Source organism: Simiduia sp. 21SJ11W-1 (genome assembly GCF_024138675.1).
Lineage (GTDB): Bacteria > Pseudomonadota > Gammaproteobacteria > Pseudomonadales > Cellvibrionaceae > Simiduia.
The window spans coordinates 2238972-2254932 of the sequence record NZ_CP090959.1 but is presented as its reverse complement, the minus strand read 5'-3'; the positions used below and the strand labels follow the sequence as shown (position 1 = coordinate 2254932).

General features: G+C 55.2%; 14 protein-coding genes. 5 read left to right on the top strand and 9 right to left on the bottom strand.

Annotation, left to right across the window (positions count from 1 at the left end; genetic code table 11):
• Positions 1 to 41 precede the first annotated feature (41 nt).
• Together L1F30_RS10005 and L1F30_RS10000 are read right to left on the bottom strand one after the other, a co-directional pair.
• On the bottom strand, positions 42 to 2087 hold the full coding sequence (locus L1F30_RS10005) for a D-(-)-3-hydroxybutyrate oligomer hydrolase (RefSeq protein ID WP_253355853.1): 2046 nt from the start codon (positions 2085 to 2087) through the stop codon (positions 42 to 44).
• A gap of 9 nt (positions 2088 to 2096) precedes the next feature.
• Positions 2097 to 3398 (bottom strand): GntP family permease, encoded by a 1302-nt coding sequence (locus tag L1F30_RS10000; RefSeq protein WP_253355851.1) that lies wholly within the window; start codon positions 3396 to 3398, stop codon positions 2097 to 2099.
• Between the two features lie 208 nt (positions 3399 to 3606).
• On the opposite strand from L1F30_RS10000, the gene L1F30_RS09995 reads away from it, so the two are divergent.
• The 3 genes from L1F30_RS09995 (at position 3607) to L1F30_RS09985 (ending at position 7026) form a co-directional block, all read left to right on the top strand.
• On the top strand, positions 3607 to 5778 hold the full coding sequence (locus L1F30_RS09995) for a TonB-dependent receptor (protein WP_253355849.1): 2172 nt from the start codon (positions 3607 to 3609) through the stop codon (positions 5776 to 5778).
• Positions 5779 to 5952: 174 nt separating this feature from the next.
• Positions 5953 to 6402, top strand: a complete 450-nt coding sequence (locus L1F30_RS09990; RefSeq protein WP_253355847.1) for an N-acetyltransferase — start codon at positions 5953 to 5955, stop codon at positions 6400 to 6402.
• 138 nt (positions 6403 to 6540) lie between these two features.
• A complete protein-coding gene (locus L1F30_RS09985) occupies positions 6541 to 7026 on the top strand; it encodes a DUF6265 family protein (protein WP_253355845.1) in 486 nt (161 codons plus the stop codon).
• 64 nt (positions 7027 to 7090) lie between these two features.
• Here L1F30_RS09985 and L1F30_RS09980 read toward each other — a convergent pair whose 3' ends face one another.
• From L1F30_RS09980 to L1F30_RS09965, 4 genes are all read right to left on the bottom strand, one after another.
• The gene (locus tag L1F30_RS09980; RefSeq protein ID WP_253355843.1) at positions 7091 to 7585 is read right to left on the bottom strand and encodes a porin family protein; all 495 of its coding nucleotides are present in this window, start codon (positions 7583 to 7585) and stop codon (positions 7091 to 7093) included.
• Between the two features lie 589 nt (positions 7586 to 8174).
• Entirely contained in the window at positions 8175 to 8468 is a 294-nt protein-coding gene (locus tag L1F30_RS09975; RefSeq protein ID WP_253355841.1) for a YebG family protein, read from the bottom strand.
• 76 nt (positions 8469 to 8544) lie between these two features.
• Positions 8545 to 9192 (bottom strand): RluA family pseudouridine synthase, encoded by a 648-nt coding sequence (locus tag L1F30_RS09970; protein WP_253355839.1) that lies wholly within the window; start codon positions 9190 to 9192, stop codon positions 8545 to 8547.
• Positions 9189 to 10031 carry a 23S rRNA (adenine(2030)-N(6))-methyltransferase RlmJ gene (locus L1F30_RS09965; RefSeq protein WP_253355837.1) on the bottom strand — a complete coding sequence of 281 codons (843 nt, stop codon included), beginning with the start codon at positions 10029 to 10031 and terminating at the stop codon, positions 9189 to 9191. The genes L1F30_RS09970 and L1F30_RS09965 overlap by 4 nt, the downstream gene beginning before the upstream one ends.
• Positions 10032 to 10251: 220 nt before the next feature.
• Between L1F30_RS09965 and L1F30_RS09960 the strand changes: the two genes are divergently transcribed.
• Positions 10252 to 11262, top strand: coding sequence for a fibronectin type III domain-containing protein (locus L1F30_RS09960; protein ID WP_253355835.1), 1011 nt, complete (start codon positions 10252 to 10254; stop codon positions 11260 to 11262).
• 102 nt (positions 11263 to 11364) lie between these two features.
• Here L1F30_RS09960 and L1F30_RS09955 read toward each other — a convergent pair whose 3' ends face one another.
• Together L1F30_RS09955 and L1F30_RS09950 are read right to left on the bottom strand one after the other, a co-directional pair.
• Positions 11365 to 11772 (bottom strand): thioesterase family protein, encoded by a 408-nt coding sequence (locus tag L1F30_RS09955; RefSeq protein ID WP_253355833.1) that lies wholly within the window; start codon positions 11770 to 11772, stop codon positions 11365 to 11367.
• A gap of 12 nt (positions 11773 to 11784) precedes the next feature.
• Entirely contained in the window at positions 11785 to 14700 is a 2916-nt protein-coding gene (locus tag L1F30_RS09950) for an insulinase family protein (protein WP_253355832.1), read from the bottom strand.
• Positions 14701 to 14926: 226 nt separating this feature from the next.
• On the opposite strand from L1F30_RS09950, the gene L1F30_RS09945 reads away from it, so the two are divergent.
• Entirely contained in the window at positions 14927 to 15667 is a 741-nt protein-coding gene (locus L1F30_RS09945; protein ID WP_253355830.1) for a DUF599 domain-containing protein, read from the top strand.
• Here the strand turns inward: L1F30_RS09945 and L1F30_RS09940 are convergent.
• A complete protein-coding gene (locus tag L1F30_RS09940) occupies positions 15624 to 15935 on the bottom strand; it encodes a GIY-YIG nuclease family protein (protein ID WP_253355828.1) in 312 nt (103 codons plus the stop codon). The genes L1F30_RS09945 and L1F30_RS09940 overlap by 44 nt on opposite strands.
• Positions 15936 to 15961: the final 26 nt, after the last annotated feature.

Genomic DNA, 15961 nt, shown 5'->3' with positions numbered 1-15961 from the left:
TATTTTTATTTTCTTTTGTGCGCCGGAGTATTTGCGTTAGTTCATTGGCGAATACCTTCTTCGCTGATTGCCAACGGTGCGTATTGGTTTGAGCGTGCAACAGCCTCTGCATTTAAAGCAATTGGCGGCAAACTGGCAAGGGGCGCACTCAAGTTGGCAACCGGTGCCGCCTGAATGTACTGGCTGGGCGGCAGGGGGCTGCCCTTTTGCAGATGCGCCAGCATTAGCCCCAGCGCTTGCTCGTAGTAGGCGTGCATGGGCACATAGTGCGCGCGCATGGGGGCGAAGTTCAACAGGCTATCGAAGTGTTGGCCGTGGCTGATTTCCACATAGCGCAACTGTTGCTGCCCTGCGCGCCGGGATAGCGTGGCGTAGGCGCGGCCAAGGTGATTCACTTGAATCAGGCTGTCGCCGGCGCCTTGCACAATGAGTGTGGGCTTAGCGCGCAGATCGCCGGTCATGGCCAGGTTGTTGATGGCCGCCGCCATTTCCGGTGATTGTGCAATCGCCTGCAGGCAGCGGAGGTTTTGGTAGCCCAAATCGAATTGGCCCTGTGCGTTTTGTGAGAAGTACAGTGATTTGGCGCCAGCCTTTGAGGTGTTGTTGATCAAGCTCACGCCACCGGTAGGCACTACACCACTGCCAACGCCAAACATCGCGGCCTGGGCTGCCGGCGCCAGTGGCGCAGGCTCGCCGGTTGCGGTGGTGGCGCCATAGCTGATATTGCAAAGATTATCTTCTACGCGTTTGCCCAGGTAGCTGTTGAAGTAATTTACCGCAATGGCCTCCCACAGGCTGATGGCGGCGCCAGTGGCCAGCATGGGCAGTGCGGTGTGGGTGCTGCCAAGTGCCTGAATCTTGGCCAGTGCCTCCTGGGCTTGGGCTTGTGTATCGCTGGTGCTCAGCAGATTGTCTGCTGCGAGTTGGGCACAGCGGTTGCTGAAGTGTTGTTTGAACAGGGGCAGTTGATAGCTTGCCAGCGGTGAGGGCAGGCCTTCGGCAAGTGCTGCACAGGGGCCGAAAAGCGCCATGTGTGTTGCCATTTCTGGCAGTGACAGGGCGGCTTGTTGAGCGCCTGCATTCTCATAGCTGAACTCTTTTGGCAAAAACACATTGGGTTCTGATACGGCAACGGCGTCCAGCCAGCCTTCGCTATCTTGCTCGGCCGCTTTCAAGATGGCGCCGCCGCCGTTGGAAATGCCTGCGCCCAATACGAGGGTGTTGTCACGGGTAAAGTGTTTACCGGGCATGTCTGCCGATGGGTGAAAGGTGTTCAGCACATAAAACCCAAGCTGCGCCGCCTGCAGGGTGAACTGGCCCCAGTCGCGCTCGATAAACTTGCCGCTGTGTGCGTGTTTAACGGCCACCCGGTGCGGGTGAGTGCGGGAGAATTCGCGCAATGTGCTACTCGCCTGCGCACTGAAATGCACGCTCGCCTGGGCGCCGGGTGCGGTGGTATTGGTGGTGACTAGCGTGCCATCGAGGGCGTGGGCAAGGTTGTCGGTTAAATAGTGAAAGCCCGTGCCTGTGCCCTTATCGGTCGTGGCTACCGCACAACCCTGATGCAGGGCCCAGCTGCCCACCACGCCCACGGCACCATAGATTCCCCGCGAGCCCGAGCTTGCCGTTACCACCATGCAAGGCTTGGCCGGGTTGAAGCTTGAAGGCACCTGGACCATCAGCATGCTTGCCACCGTGTGGTCGTTATAGCGCACGGGCATCAGGTATTCGTGGCCAGGTACCGGGGTGTTCAAATGTTTGGCGTACAAGCGCCCAAGGCCATCGGCATCGTTGATGGCCAGGAGTGCGCGGTAGTTTTCGTAGTAGGCGCGCCGGCGCAGCTCGGCCTGCGTAGGGGCAAGGGGATCTGCAAACCCCGGCGCGGGCCCGCGCAGGCCAGCAAGCCCCAGGCCTGCTGTGGCCAGGTCGTCAGATGCGCCATCCAGGTGCCTCATACGGATGTCGTCTATGGCAAATGCCGGTTTGCGCGCTTCCTCGGGCAGGCTTGCCGCTTGCGGTGTGCTCTCTGTACAGGCCGGCAGCCAGCCAGCCAGGGTGATTAGCGATAAAAGCGTGCGTAACTGCATGGGGCATCCTTAGAAAACAATAAACAAAAACAGGGCCAGTATTGTGCCAAGTACAGGCACCACCACCGTAAGTGCACCCATGGGCCCGTAGGCGGCCTTATGGGTTTCACCACAGATGGCCCGAATAGTGGTAACCACATAGCCGTTGTGGGGCAGGGAATCCAGTGCGCCTGAGGAGATGGCCACCACCCGGTGCAGCGCTTCGGGGTTTACGCCGGCATCCAGATAATGTGGCGCAAGCTCAGGCAGTGCAATGCTTTGGCCGCCGGAGGCGGAGCCTGTCATGGCGGCAATAACAGTTACGGCAATGGCCGCGCCAATCAGCTCATTGCCGGGCAGTGAGGTGATGCTGTCTACTGCCAGTGCAAACGCCGGCGAGGCCTTGGCCACTGAGCCAAAACCCACCACGGCTGCGGTGTTGGCAATGGCCAGCAGTGCGCCGGTTGTGCCTGCGGTAATGATGGCATCCAGGCCTGAAAAACTCTTCAGCGCCAACCCCCAGGCAGCAATACAGCCCGCCAGCAATGCCAGAATCAGCGCGTACTGCGCGAAGTATTCGTGGGTGAAAAAAGTCACGCCCAGCACGGCCAAAATGGGTGTTGCCGCGGCAAAGCGTGAGGGCAGGGGTTTATCTTGCAGTTTAGGGTCGTCTGCGCGGGCAATGAAGCACTCACCGCGCGCTAGCGCTTTGCGCATCATGGCGTTGAGCCACACAAAGCCCATGGCCGCCATGGCCACCGCTACCACCAGGCTGACTTCCCAGCCCGCATAGGGCGAGGTGCCCAGGTATTTGATGGGTATCCAGTTCTGGATTTCAGGGCTACCGGCGGAGGTCATAGTAAAGGTGACAGAGCCGAATGCCATTACTGCCGGGATAAACCGGCGTGGTAAATTGGCCTGGCGAAACAGGCTAACCGCCATGGGGTATGCAGAAAACGCCACCACAAACACACTCACGCCGCCGTAGGTGAGCAGCGCGCAGGCCAGCACAACGGCTGCGGTTGCGTGCTTTAGCCCCAGCCACTGCACTATGTCTGAGGCAATGCGATCGGCAGCGCCAGAGGCCTCCATCAGCTTGCCAAACAGGCTGCCCAGCAAGAACATAAAAAACCACGCGGCAATGAAATTGGTAAAGCCATTCATATACGCGTGCAGAAAATTATCACCCGTTGCCGCCGGCAATAGCGGCAGCCCCGCACACAGAGCCACAATCATGGCGGTGAGAGGGGCGGCAATGAGCAGGTTCATGCCTTTAATTGTCAGGTAAATTAAAAGACCTAAGGCAAACAGCAAACCCAGCAGGCTAAGCATAAGAAATCCAACGCGACTTTTATTGTTAGTGGGCGCCCATTATGGCCAACTGTCACGCAGGTGAAACTAGACCTTGGTATGGCGCTGCCTCATACCAAGGTCGTGCATTCAAATGCGGTGAGTCTGAGTAGACTGTGGTGAAACATCGGGTTAACCCTGTGTCTCTGAGCAATGATTTAGATCCATAACAATAGATAAGGTAGATCACATGACTAGCTACAAATTTCACGCCCAACCCTTGGCGCTGGCTGTTGCACTCGCCGGCGGCGTTGCATTGCCCGCAGCCGCTGATATCGCTCTGGAAGAGGTGGTAGTCACCGCGCAAAAACGCGAACAGTCTTTGCAAGAGGTGCCCGTGGCAGTGACAGCCATAGGTGAAGATGCGCTGCTGCAAAACGGCGTAACAGACATTACCGATGTACAAAAATTATCGCCCAACACCACCTTGCAAGTGGGCCGCGGTACCAACTCTACCTTAACTGCCTTTATTCGCGGCATCGGCCAGCAAGATCCTTTATGGGGCTTTGAGCCGGGTGTAGGTATTTACGTAGACGACGTATACATCGCACGCCCCCAGGGTGCAGTGATGGATGTGCTGGATATCGAGCGCATTGAAGTGCTGCGCGGCCCCCAGGGTACGCTCTACGGTAAAAACACCATTGGCGGTGCCGTGAAATATGTCACCAAGCGCATGGATGAAGATCGCATGACCTTAAGCGGCGCACTGGGCAGCTACAACCAGCGCGATATTAAAGTGGCCGGCTCCAAAGAAGTTGGCAATGGCGTGTACATTGGCGGTGCCGTGGCGAGCTTTCAGCGCGATGGCTATGGCGAAAATGTACGCACCGGTAAAGATCAGTACGACAAGGACGTATTAAGTGCGCGCCTGGCCGTGGAGTTTTCACCCTCAGACACCGTATGGATTCGCGTAGCGGCCGATCAAACCACCGACAACTCCTCGCCTAAACACGGCTACCGGATGAATGCCGATCTGACCGCTGCCGAACCTTTAAGCAATATTTACGATACCGAATCTAACATGCTGCATGAAAACAGCGTGGAAACCCGCGGTGCATCACTGACAGCAGAATGGCAAGTGAGCGACAGCGTTGTAGTGAAATCCATTACCGCTTACCGCGAAGGCGAAACCGAAACCGCCATCGATTTTGATAGTGTAAACCGTCCGGATTTTGACGTGCCGGCCTTCTATGAAGACGATCAGCTTACCCAGGAATTCCAGCTAAACTGGGAGGGCGACAACGCCAACCTCGTGAGCGGGCTTTATTACTATGATGGCACCGCTACCGGCGCTTTTGATGCCGTGTTAGGTTTCATTAACCTTACCCAGCAAGTGGCGGGCACCGTTGATACCAAAAGCCTCTCTGCTTACGCCCACTACAACTGGCAGTTCGCGCCAGACTGGAACCTGAGCTTGGGCGGCCGCTACACCCAAGACACCAAAGAAGCCGAAGTATTCAAGGCAAATTTCATCGGTACTTACAGCCCGCTGTTTGCCGAGAAATACAACCCCGGCCAGCCGCCTGCTGTGTACTTAAATACACTCACCGATTACACCAATGACGACACCTGGAGCCGCTTTACCCCGCACCTTGGGTTGGACTACAAAATCAACGGCGATCTGATGGTGTATGCCACCTACAGTTCAGGCTTCAAAAGTGGCGGCTTTGACATGCGTGGCGATGCCAGCACCTTGCCCTCTACCGTTGACGGTTTCGACCCTGAAACCGTGGACACCTTTGAAATGGGCGTAAAGAGCGATTTGTTCGATAACCGTCTGCGATTAAACGCCGCCGCTTTCTACGCGGGCTACACAGACATGCAAGTTACCGTGCAGGCCTTTAACCCCGGTGGCGGCTTCTCAAGCGCGGTATTAAATGCCGGTGAAGCGCGTATTCAGGGCCTGGAACTTGAGGCTTCACTTGCCATTACCGAAAATCTTTTGGCCAACATGACGCTTGGTTATGCCGATGCCGAGTTCATCGAATTTATGTCCGGCGGTGTTGATGTGGCTGATGAGCGCGACATGCAAAACACACCGGATACCACAGCCATGTTACAGCTCAACTACACTTGGCCAATGGCCAACGGTGCCGAGCTTGTGATTAACCCCACCTTGTCTTACCGCGCGGATACACAAATTTTTGAAACCCCAAGCCAGCTTGATCAAGAGGCCTACACCCTGTTTGACATGAGTGCCACCTTCTACAGCAGCGACGACAAGTGGCAGTTAAGCCTGGTGGGCAAGAACCTGACCAACGAAGAATACCGCGTTGCGGGTTATAACTTCGGCGGCGCTTTCGTGACCGGTTTCTACGGTGCACCACGTACCGTTGCGCTTGCCGGTAACTACCATTTCTAAATTGCTAGCCATCAACTTTGCAAGATCAGCAAACACGCTGATCTTTCTCTAATCCTACAACTGCTCTCTACAGAGTATTGGCCCGCCTGGCGGGCCTTTTTTATGCCAGAATGAATCGTTACTCGTGCTTGTGTATTGAAGGCCCGTTTTATGGTTTCAGGTAAAATAGCTAGCGTGACAATTTCCAGTATTTCCCGCTCAGACCTTTCGCACCTTTGTAAGTTGGAGGCGCTAGCCTTTGGTGAGCAGGGTTACCCCGGGTTTTTCTTTCGTCAGGTACTCGATTGCTGGCCTGAAAAACTGTTGGTGGCAAAACTTCAGGGCAAGGTGGCAGGCTATATTTTGTGGGCGGCGTCAGAGGAGGGCAGCGCCTGGATTCTATCGCTTGCGGTTGATCCCAAAGCGCAGGGTAAAGGCATAGGGCGTAAGCTTGTGGATGCCGTGCTCAGTGCTACCCGGGATTTTAAACAGGTGCTGCTGACTGTTGCGCCCGATAATCATCAAGCAGTAGCACTCTATCGCTCGGCAGGTTTTACCTTGCATGGGCGTGAAAGCGACTATTTTAGGTCCGAAGGTGAGCAAGTGGTGCGTGATGTGTACTGTTATTACAAGCCAAAGTGTTAGCCATAAATTGCGTGCAGCCAGAGTGCTGCGTGTGGCAAGCTAATATGTTGGCGAAGTGTTTAATGCCACATAAACTGAATAGCCTATGAATAGTCGGTAAAGAATCAGCAGCTGCCTTTGCCGCATGAGGGGTGACATATGCAACAGGAATTCAAGTTAACTCGGCGGGTTTTTAAGCCTATGTTATGTGGCGTTTTACTGGCCATTGCACTGCCCGCTTTTGCCGCTGATGGCTGTAATTTTTTAAGTGGTTTCAGTGTGTGGATGGGGCTTTGGCAAACAGAAGGCGGCAAGCAGGCAGAGCGCTGGCAGCGGGTCAGCCCCGTTACCCTTGAAGGCGCCATGTATGGCGTGAACGCAAAAGGGCAATCTGGCGAACAGGAAAGTATGCGTATTTTGGCAATGGGTGGTGAAATTTTTTATTTGGCGAAGGTGCGCCACAATCCGCTTCCGGTGGCTTTCATGCTAACCGAGTGCAAGGCTAATCGCTGGGTGTTTACCAACACCGGTCACGACTTTCCAAAACAGATTAGCTACACCTTTAACGGCACAGAGGCATTGGATGTAAGGGTTTCCGGGCTTGATGGCAAGGGGTTTAGCCTTACGTTTAGCAAAGCGCAGTAAGCCTTGGTCAACAATAAAGCCCTCACAAGGAGAGCTTTATTTTATCGCTTACGCGGGCTTTTAATCAGAAGCCGAAGTTCAGGCTGGCAGAGAAGTAGTTAACATCTTGCTCGATTAGGGTGGCGTCTAATTCAATAGCTGCCGAGTCTGCTATTTTAAAGCCTAGGCCCAATCCAACAGATAAACCGCTGTCTGAAGCGCCCAATACTTTCTCCTGCAAAACGCCCGCGCGGCCCTTAAAATAAACCTGGCCGGGGCTGCGGTATACAGCGTAGGCCGCCATTGTTTGAATAGACACATCAACAGAGCTGGAATAATAGCCGCTTTGAACAGTCACTTTGCCATCCGAAAGTGAATCTGTGTATTGCAGTTCAGCTGCCCAGTGATCGTTAAAATGGTAACCCAGTTGCAAAGAGGCATTGGTGGGGTTGTCTGCATTGCCGTAGTTAATAGACATAACGCCCAAGCCAATACCGCCGTAAACGCCTTCGCGCTCAGCTTGTGCCAGTACGTTTAAAGAGAAGGTTAAAAGCAGTGCGAACAGAGAAATGTGTTTCATGTTAAGTCCTTTTTTTAGTCAAACCTGCAGAGCTTACAGGCGCACATCTGGCGCTTAGCAGCTCGCAGGTGACGCATAATATCCCATTAAAATTGCGATGCAATAGCCCACTGTAAAGTGCTCAGGGATATCCGCCCACGACTGTTCGGGTGTGTTTAATGGTTGCAATTGATGGGTGTAGCGCAAGGCCCAATAGTTAAATAGGCCGTAGCTGTTGGGCATGTGGTGGCAGGTAATCAAGGCGTTTGGGGATGAAGGGGTAAACAAAAGTTAAAAGAGGCACCGGGGGTTATTGCTGTCCCATAGTGTAATTCTCCTTGGAAGCCAGACGTTAAAGCTGCCAATATTGCAGGGAGTCTACGCGTTGTCTGGACATGAAATGCGGGACGAAGTTTGTGGCGCCACGTAAATACCTTTCGAGGCCTGATTTACAAATCTAGTTTGCAAAAGCGTTTAAGTGCCCGTCGGCGAAGCCTTGCTTTGCCGGCGGGCACTTAAACCCATGCGGGTGACGGTCACAAGCACTGCCCCAAATTCCATGCCTGTAGGTTTGTAGAATAGCAGTGGCCTTGGGCGCCTCTTTGGGCCGTTAGCCTACTTGCGCTAGGCTTGCCACATTGTTCTCGGCTTCCGGTTCCGATTGTGGCAGGTCTTTCACTTTTTTGAGCGCGGCCATAAGGTCCTGGCGGTTATCAATCAAGCGCTCGGCAATGGCTTCTATGGCGGCTTCTGTTAAGCCTGTGTCTTCTTCGCTGATCAAATCCACGATGGTGTATACGCAGTCGAGTCGCTGGTCATGTGCGTCTGCCAGTTTCTTATCCATATACTCTCCTGCTTGTTCGCCGTTGCGTTTTAATACGCGGTACACAACTTCAATGGCCATGTCTTTTTTATCTCCATGGTGAATGGTGGGGCCACTTTACTGTATTTATCTGTATAAATAAACAGTATCTTGATTTTTAGAATTCTGCCGGGCAATGAAGCTGCAGCGGGTGGCCACTGGGGTGGCTAAAGCTCAGCTCGTCTGCATGTAAACACAAGCGCTGTGCAGCATTTTGAACGGCCGGCGTGCCGTAAAAGGTATCGCCCAGTATGGGGTGGCCAATACTCAGCAGGTGCACGCGCAGCTGGTGGGTGCGCCCGGTGGTCGGGTAGAGCGCCAGCCGGGTTTGGTTTTTGGCCACTGCTAAGCGCCGGTATTCGGTGTGGGCAGTTTTGCCCGCCGGGTCTGGCCGCCAGAGCGGGCGCTGTTCGGGGTTGGGTGCCAGGGGGGTGTGAATGTGGCCGTGCTCGCAGCCAACCTCTCCCCACACCAGGGCCTGGTAGCGCTTTTTGGCCTCGCGCTGTTGCCATTGTATTTTCAGGCAGCGCTCTGCGGCCTTGGTTTTGGCCAGCACCAACAGGCCTGAGGTGTCGCAATCGAGGCGGTGCACCAGAAATAGCTCGCCGTGCTCAGCCTGCAGCCGCGAGAGGGCGCAATCGTGGGTTTGTTCACTGATGCCCGGGTTTGAAAGCAAGCCGCTGGGTTTGTTAACCACTAAAAGTTCGGCATCTTCAAAAACGGTTGCAGGTACGCCTGCGGGTGGCTGGTAGTGAAAACGGATCATTCGCCGGCAATGTCCACAGTGCGCCAATAGGCTCCGGTGCCCGCATAGGCGTGCTCGATCAGCCAGTTAATGTTCTCGCCCAGTTGTTGCTTTAGTGTCCAGGGCGGGTTGATCACAATCATGCCGGCACCGTGCATGCCGGGCATTTCGTGGTTGCGGTGCAGGCCAAATTCAAACAGCTGGATGCGTTTGATGCCGGTTTGCTTGAGGTTGTACTCCAGCTGCTGCAGGCGCCCGGCATCCACCACCGGGTACCACAAGGCGTAGATGCCAGTGGCAAAACGCTTATACAGCGCCTGCAGGTGGTTAACTACCTTCTGGTACTCGGTTTTTACTTCGTAGGAAGGGTCTATCACTATCAGGCCCCGTTTGGAGGCAGGTGGCACCATGGCCAGGCTTTGCTGGTAGCCGTCTGCGTGAAAGCAGCGTACGCGCCTGTCGCCTTTAAATTGCGCCTTTAGCAGGGGGAAGTCTGTGTTGTGCAGCTCGCACAGGGCCAGTGTGTCTTGTTCGCGCAAGTTATTAGCGGCAAACCAGGGCGAGCCGGGGTAGCGGGTAAGGCTGCCCTTGGGGTTTAGGGTTGCCACCTGTGCCCGGTAGTCGGCCAATAGCGGCGGCAGCTGGGGTAGCGCCCACAGCTTGGCAATGCCCTCTGCAAATTCGCCGGTTTTAAGGGCTTTTTCATCGGTAAGGTTGTAGCAGCCCGCACCGGCGTGGGTATCGATATATTGAACGGCGCCAGCTTTTTTACCCAGGTGCTGGGCAATGGCAATAAGGGTGATGTGCTTGAGCAGGTCGGCAAAGTTGCCGGCGTGGTAGGCGTGGCGGTAGCTGAGCATTGGGGGTTCACCTTCGTTGGGTGCGCAGTGTAACCGATTTGGTGAAGATGCCAAGGCGCGTCGCCCGGGCGCTCTGGCATAATTTTGCAAGATCTGTGATGGCGGTTTTCTGCTTATACCCAGTTGCGCTATACATGGCTTTTTCAAATAAACAACTGATCACCAAAACTAGCCCATACCCTCTAGACTCTAGATATTGCAGAGTTAGAGAGGTGGCGAAGTGCAATTTACCGGCCCCAAGAGCGCACGTATTGGCGATTTGCTGCTAGAGCGTGGCGTTATTACCCATGCCCAGTTAAAGCAGGCCATAGCGCTGCAGCGCGCCCGTCGTGAACGCGATGTGCAAATGGGCATCAACCCAGATCCAAAACGCCATGCACTGGGTCAAATTCTAATAGAGCTGGGGCATGTCAGCCGCTGGCAGCTGCGCCGTAACCTCAATTGGCAACTGGTAATGCGCAAGGCCGCCATGGTGATGGTGCTGGCATCGCCAATGATGAATACAGCCTGCGGCGGGGGCAGTGGCGGTGGTGAATCGGGCAAGTCTGCCATTGAGCAGCCCGTGGCTTCGCCATCGGCATCACCCACACCAACACCCACACCCACACCAACACCCACGCCTGCACCGGAGCCCACGCCTGAACCCACGCCCAGCCCGGTGATTCCACCAGAGCCTGCACCGTCACCCACACCAGCGCCTACTCCCACGCCCGAGCCCACGCCGGGCCCGGTGATTGTGCCTGAGCCCGCGCCAACACCTGCGCCCACGCCCGAACCAACACCGGAGCCAACACCTGCGCCCACTCCCGAACCAACACCGGAGCCAACACCAGAGCCCACACCGGAGCCCACACCGGAGCCCACACCGGAGCCTACGCCTGAGCCCACGCCCGAACCAACACCGGAGCCCACACCCGAACCAACACCCGAACCAACACCTGAGCCCACACCAGCAGGCCCCGTATCTGTGTCTGGGCCGGTAACGGTTAACTGGAATACGCCCACCAAACGCGAAAATGGTGAGGATTTGGATATGTCGGAGCTGGGTGGCTTTGAGGTGCGTTATCGTGAAGAGGGCGCTACCGATTACACCTATGTGGTGGTGGAAGGCGGTTATGAAACCAACAAATACATTGGCGATTTGTTTGGTAGCTATGAATTTGAGGTGGCTGCATACGATAACAATGGCCTTTATAGCCAATTTGTACCGGGCCGTGTAAACGAGCCGTAAAGTGATTGTTAAGGCACTTAGCGGTAAAGATTTGCAACTAGACGTGCAGAAAGTAGATGTCGGTAAAACACGGGGCAGCGCGGCTGCCCTGTGCTTTAAACATTAGTTGGCTTCAACAATGTATTGCGCCAATTGGTCGCGCAAGGCGCCCTCTATGGGTTTGGCCTTTTGGGTTTGGTAGTCAAAGTGTACGAGGGTGGTGCGACCTTTGGCCGCTAACTGATTATTTTGCCAAGCCTCCTGATACACCTCCAGGGAGCTATTACCCAGCCTTGATAGCCCGGTTTTAATCAGCACCTCTTTGCCATAAAAAATCTGGGCTGTGAAATCCACATCCAGACGCGCCAGAATTAATGGCCAGTTGTGTACATCCAGGGAGGGGGTAAACAGCTCAAATACCGGCTGGCGCGCATCTTCAAACCACACGGGCAGGGTGGTATTACTCACATGGCCCAGCGCATCGGTTTCAGAAAACCGGGGCGAGAGCGTTTTTTCAAAAATTTTACTCATGAATTAACTCTCTTAAAGGCTCTTGAGTGCGAGGCCCAGGTTTTTCAGTTCGTCTTTCTTGGCCGCATGGGAAAGCACCGCGGTGCTTGCGCGTTCAGGTTTGAGGTAAGTTGCCGCTACGCGCTGCAAATCCTCAAAGGTCACATCCAGCACCCGTGCGCGGAAATCTTCGCGCAATGCTTTAGTGCGCCCGAATAATTCCGCGTGAAAGGTTTGCTTGGCTTCGCCCGCCGGTGAGCCGGGTTTGTCGATGGCGCTGATCACTCCCAGAACGGCCTCTTCAACCAGCCGTGGGTCGGCTTTTTGTTCGGCAAGCCAGGTGAGCGATTGATCAAAATCTGCCAGCGTTTCAGACAAGCGCGGGTCGCGGTATGAGTAAAACCGGAAAGAGGCAATATTGCTGTCTTGGCTTGCGCCGCCACCATAGGCGCCGCCTTGCTCGCGAATGGCACGGTGTAAAAAGTTATTGCGCAAGTAACCCGCGAGCACCGTCAGCGCCGGTGCGTCGGCGTGCGTCATTGGCACCGTGGGGTAGGCGCGCGCGCAAAAGTTTACCTGGCTGTTGGCAATCCAGGCTTCGGCAACCTGGCTGTTCACTTGCGGCCAGCTAAAGCCTTGCTGCTGCTCGGCCACAGGCGTGGCCGCGCGCCAGTTAGCCAATTGGCTTGTGAGTTCGTTCAAATGCGGCTCATCTGCCACCAACAAAAATTGGCGCGGTGCACGCTTTACTTTTTCATGCAGCGCTTTCAAGCCTTCAAGCAAGCGGTTCAGTGCGGCTGCCTCACTCAGCGAATCATCGAGCGCTTTGATAAACACTATGCGCTCAAGGCCCGACAATTTATGGGTGATTTCCGCCGAGGCGCAGTGGCCGGCACTGGCTGCAGCCATCGCCAGTGAATGGCCTTGGCCGGTAACGGCTTGTTCGCGCCGCGCGCGAATTTGCGCAACCAGTTCGCGCACCCGGCTGGCTTCATCAAAGCGCACGTCATCCAGCGTTGCCTGCATCAATTCTGTGGCGCCTGCATGGTTGCGGGCCAGCGCCTTGGCAGAAAGCGTTAAATACCCGCTCACGCCTTCAACGGAATCGGGTGCTGCGCGCAGGCTTGAAAACATGCTTAAACTGCCCACCACTTGCGATTGCCACTGCTGGGTGGCCATATAGTCTTTATCGCCCACGCCCAGTTCGGTTACGCAGTAAGTGTAAATGGGTAGCAGGTCAAACTCTTCTTGCGTAAGTGCCGGCATTTCAATAACGGCTTGCTGGTAAACCAGGCCGTTGGTGCCGGCGCTGTAGCGGGTGAGTGGTGCACCTTGGTGATCCACAGATTCGGCCGCCACATAGTGCAAGGTGGTGGGCACGTCTTCCAGGCCAACCTTGGGCAGTGTGCCAGGGTCATCTTCCTGTGATTGGCGCGCCAGCAGCGCTTGGGTTTGGTTCACAATGTTTTGCTTTTCTGTCTCGGATAAACGCGCTTTAAGGGCATCAAGACGTGCGCGCTCTTCGGCCGCTTCGCGCTCGGCTTGTTTGTGATCGGGCGTCATGACCAGGCGCACGCGGTGGGTGTTATCCAGCAGCCACTTTTTAACGAGCGATTGCACATAGCCCGGTACTTGTATTTTTTCGCGCAGTGCCGCCAGGGCAGGCTCAAGGTTTAGCAGCGTCATCGGATCGCCGCGGTGGGTGGCACTGGTGAGCGAGGTCAAAATCAGTTGCAGGCCATAGGGGTAGCCATCGCCGCCAATTTCACGCTGCTGTAATTCGAGCTGGTGCAGGCTTGCTTCCAGCTGATCTTTGGGCAGGCCTTCGGTTGCCAGTTTTTCGAATACTCCCAGCACTTGTTGTTCAAATGCATCAGCGTGATGGGCTTCGCTACCGGCAATGCCACACACAAAGGTGAGCGCTTTTTGGGAGTCATCCAGGCCGCACATGGGTGAGGGCGATTTGCCAAGGGGTGTGGTTTCCAGCAGGTGCTGCAGGGGGCTTGCGCTGTTGTCGAACAGCAAGCTTGATAACAGCTGCGCCTCTAGTACGTCGTCTAATTGGGTGCTGTTGCCCAACAGCCAGCCTAGTACTATGTGGGTTTTGGCCTCCAGGGATTCGTCTTCGGGCAGCGGGTAGGTGGCTGTGGCCTGCTTGGGCGCGCTCAGGCGTGGCTCATCGCCCACGGCGATTTGGGTGTTAAGTGCGTCAAAGCGCGACAGGGCCTGCTGCTCGAATTGCGCTTGGTGCTCCTCGGCTGGAATATCGCCATAGGTCATGAAAATGGCGTTGCTGGGGTGGTAGTGGCTCTTGTAAAAATCCACTAGCTGCTCGTAGGTAAGCTCGGGAATATGCTTGGGCTCGCCACCACTGTTGTAGTGGTAGGTGGTTTCAGTGAACAAATGCTCGCACAGTGTGTGCCAAAGCTGTGAGGGCACAGAGCTCATGGCGCCTTTCATTTCATTGAATACAACGCCCTTGTAGACCAGTGGCGACTCGGTATCTTCCGGGTTTTCGAACTCAACACGGTGGCCTTCCTGGGCAAAATCCAGCGGATCCAACCGGGCGAAAAAGGTGGCATCCAGGTAGACATCCAGCAGATTCTTAAAATCCTTCTTGTTTTGGCTGGCGAAGGGGTAGGCCGTCCAGTCTGAACTGGTAAAGGCGTTCATGAAGGTATTGAGGCTGCGGCGAATCATCATGAAGAAGGGGTCGCGCACAGGGTATTTTTCCGAGCCACAGAGCGCGGTATGCTCCAGAATGTGCGCCACGCCGCGGGAGTCGGTGGGCACGGTACGCAGAGCCACCAGAAACACGTTTTCGTTGTTGTCGGCGCTGATGTGAATGTGCTGGGCGCCGGTCTTGCGGTGCCGGTACTCCTGAAGTTCAATGTTCAGCGATGGGACAGCCTGGCGACGGATAAATTCGAATGCGGGATGGGCGCTCATGGATAACTGCTTTACCTGTTGAATGTGGGTTTATTGTAAACCTCGGTGGCCAGAGGCGCTAATTGCTCATTTTGTGGCCAGTTGAGCTGGCGGCCAAGGGGTGCGGGTTCGGCGCACTGCCCGGGCTAAGCTAGCCTGGTGCCGGAAAATGCGTGAGGGCAGTGTGTGTAAAGGCCTTATGGCACACATACACCTTACATTGGGATGACTGTTGTGGAGTTCAAGCGTGAATGTACCTTTGTGGATAGAAACCTACGGCATGGTGTTGCTGTGTAGCAGCTGGTTGCTGGTCAGTTGGGTAAGCTACGCGCGTTTTGCCCACTACCGGGCTAAAAAAACCCACTGCCTTGCTTCACAACTGCATGCTTTTCGTATTCTCTGGATGAAGCGGGTTATCCGGCGCGACAACCGCATTACCGATTCCTCGCTGTTGGCAAGTGTTGAGCGCAACGCCAGTTTTTTTGCCAATATCACCGTGCTGGTCATGGCCGGTATTGTGACAGCGCTTGGCAGTGCCAGCCAGGCCAACAGCCTGTTAAACGAATTGCCCTTTAGCGCCGGCACCACGGCGGTTGAAACCGAAATCAAGTTGATGCTGCTGTTTGTGATTTTCGCCTATGCCTTTTTCAGCTTTACTTGGGCCATGCGGAAATTCGGCTTCTGTGCGGTGTTGGTGGGGGCCTTTCCGCTGCATGACGAACAGGTAAGCCAGGCAGAGCGGGATGTGTTTGCCATTAATACGGCACGCATTATTGATCAGGCCGGCCACAGTTATAATGCGGGCTTGCGTTGCTATTATTTTGCACTGTCTTTTTTGGCCTGGCTGATCAGCCCCTGGTTATTTTTATTGGCGGTGTGGCTGGTGGTGGCTGTGCTCTATCACCGTGAATTTCACTCAAAAGCCCTTAAAACATTGGTAGAAATTACTCAGGGTATGTCGGCATTGAAGGTACAGGCTGATCAATAAGCTGCTGCTTTTGCCGGCGGCTTAATTGCTTGATGTGCCATTCGCGCTTTGAGGCACTGCTGCGATCCGGGTGTGACTCCCGGTAGCACACCCGAACAGGCCTGCGGCCCCGGAAAAACTTGGCGCCCCTACCCATGGCGTGTTGCTCGAACCTGCGTTGCACATCGGTGGTAATGCCGGTGTACAAACGCTGGTCGCTGGTTTCAATAATGTACACAAACCAGAGCTTGGATTGGGCTTGTGCGTTCGGGGCGTTACTGTTGGTCATACAGGGCTGTTTTTTAGTGGCGTTGT

What these genes read in the sequence shown, in the direction of transcription:
- L1F30_RS10005 (WP_253355853.1), bottom strand. Translation starts at nt 2,087, where the DNA reads ATGCAGTTACGCACGCTTTTATCGCTAATCACCCTGGCTGGCTGGCTG.
- L1F30_RS10000 (WP_253355851.1), bottom strand. Translation starts at nt 3,398, where the DNA reads ATGCTTAGCCTGCTGGGTTTGCTGTTTGCCTTAGGTCTTTTAATTTAC.
- L1F30_RS09995 (WP_253355849.1), top strand. Translation starts at nt 3,607, where the DNA reads ATGACTAGCTACAAATTTCACGCCCAACCCTTGGCGCTGGCTGTTGCA.
- L1F30_RS09985 (WP_253355845.1), top strand. Translation starts at nt 6,541, where the DNA reads ATGCAACAGGAATTCAAGTTAACTCGGCGGGTTTTTAAGCCTATGTTA.
- L1F30_RS09980 (WP_253355843.1), bottom strand. Translation starts at nt 7,585, where the DNA reads ATGAAACACATTTCTCTGTTCGCACTGCTTTTAACCTTCTCTTTAAAC.
- L1F30_RS09975 (WP_253355841.1), bottom strand. Translation starts at nt 8,468, where the DNA reads ATGGCCATTGAAGTTGTGTACCGCGTATTAAAACGCAACGGCGAACAA.
- L1F30_RS09970 (WP_253355839.1), bottom strand. Translation starts at nt 9,192, where the DNA reads ATGATCCGTTTTCACTACCAGCCACCCGCAGGCGTACCTGCAACCGTT.
- L1F30_RS09965 (WP_253355837.1), bottom strand. Translation starts at nt 10,031, where the DNA reads ATGCTCAGCTACCGCCACGCCTACCACGCCGGCAACTTTGCCGACCTG.
- L1F30_RS09955 (WP_253355833.1), bottom strand. Translation starts at nt 11,772, where the DNA reads ATGAGTAAAATTTTTGAAAAAACGCTCTCGCCCCGGTTTTCTGAAACC.
- L1F30_RS09950 (WP_253355832.1), bottom strand. Translation starts at nt 14,700, where the DNA reads ATGAGCGCCCATCCCGCATTCGAATTTATCCGTCGCCAGGCTGTCCCA.
- L1F30_RS09940 (WP_253355828.1), bottom strand. Translation starts at nt 15,935, where the DNA reads ATGACCAACAGTAACGCCCCGAACGCACAAGCCCAATCCAAGCTCTGG.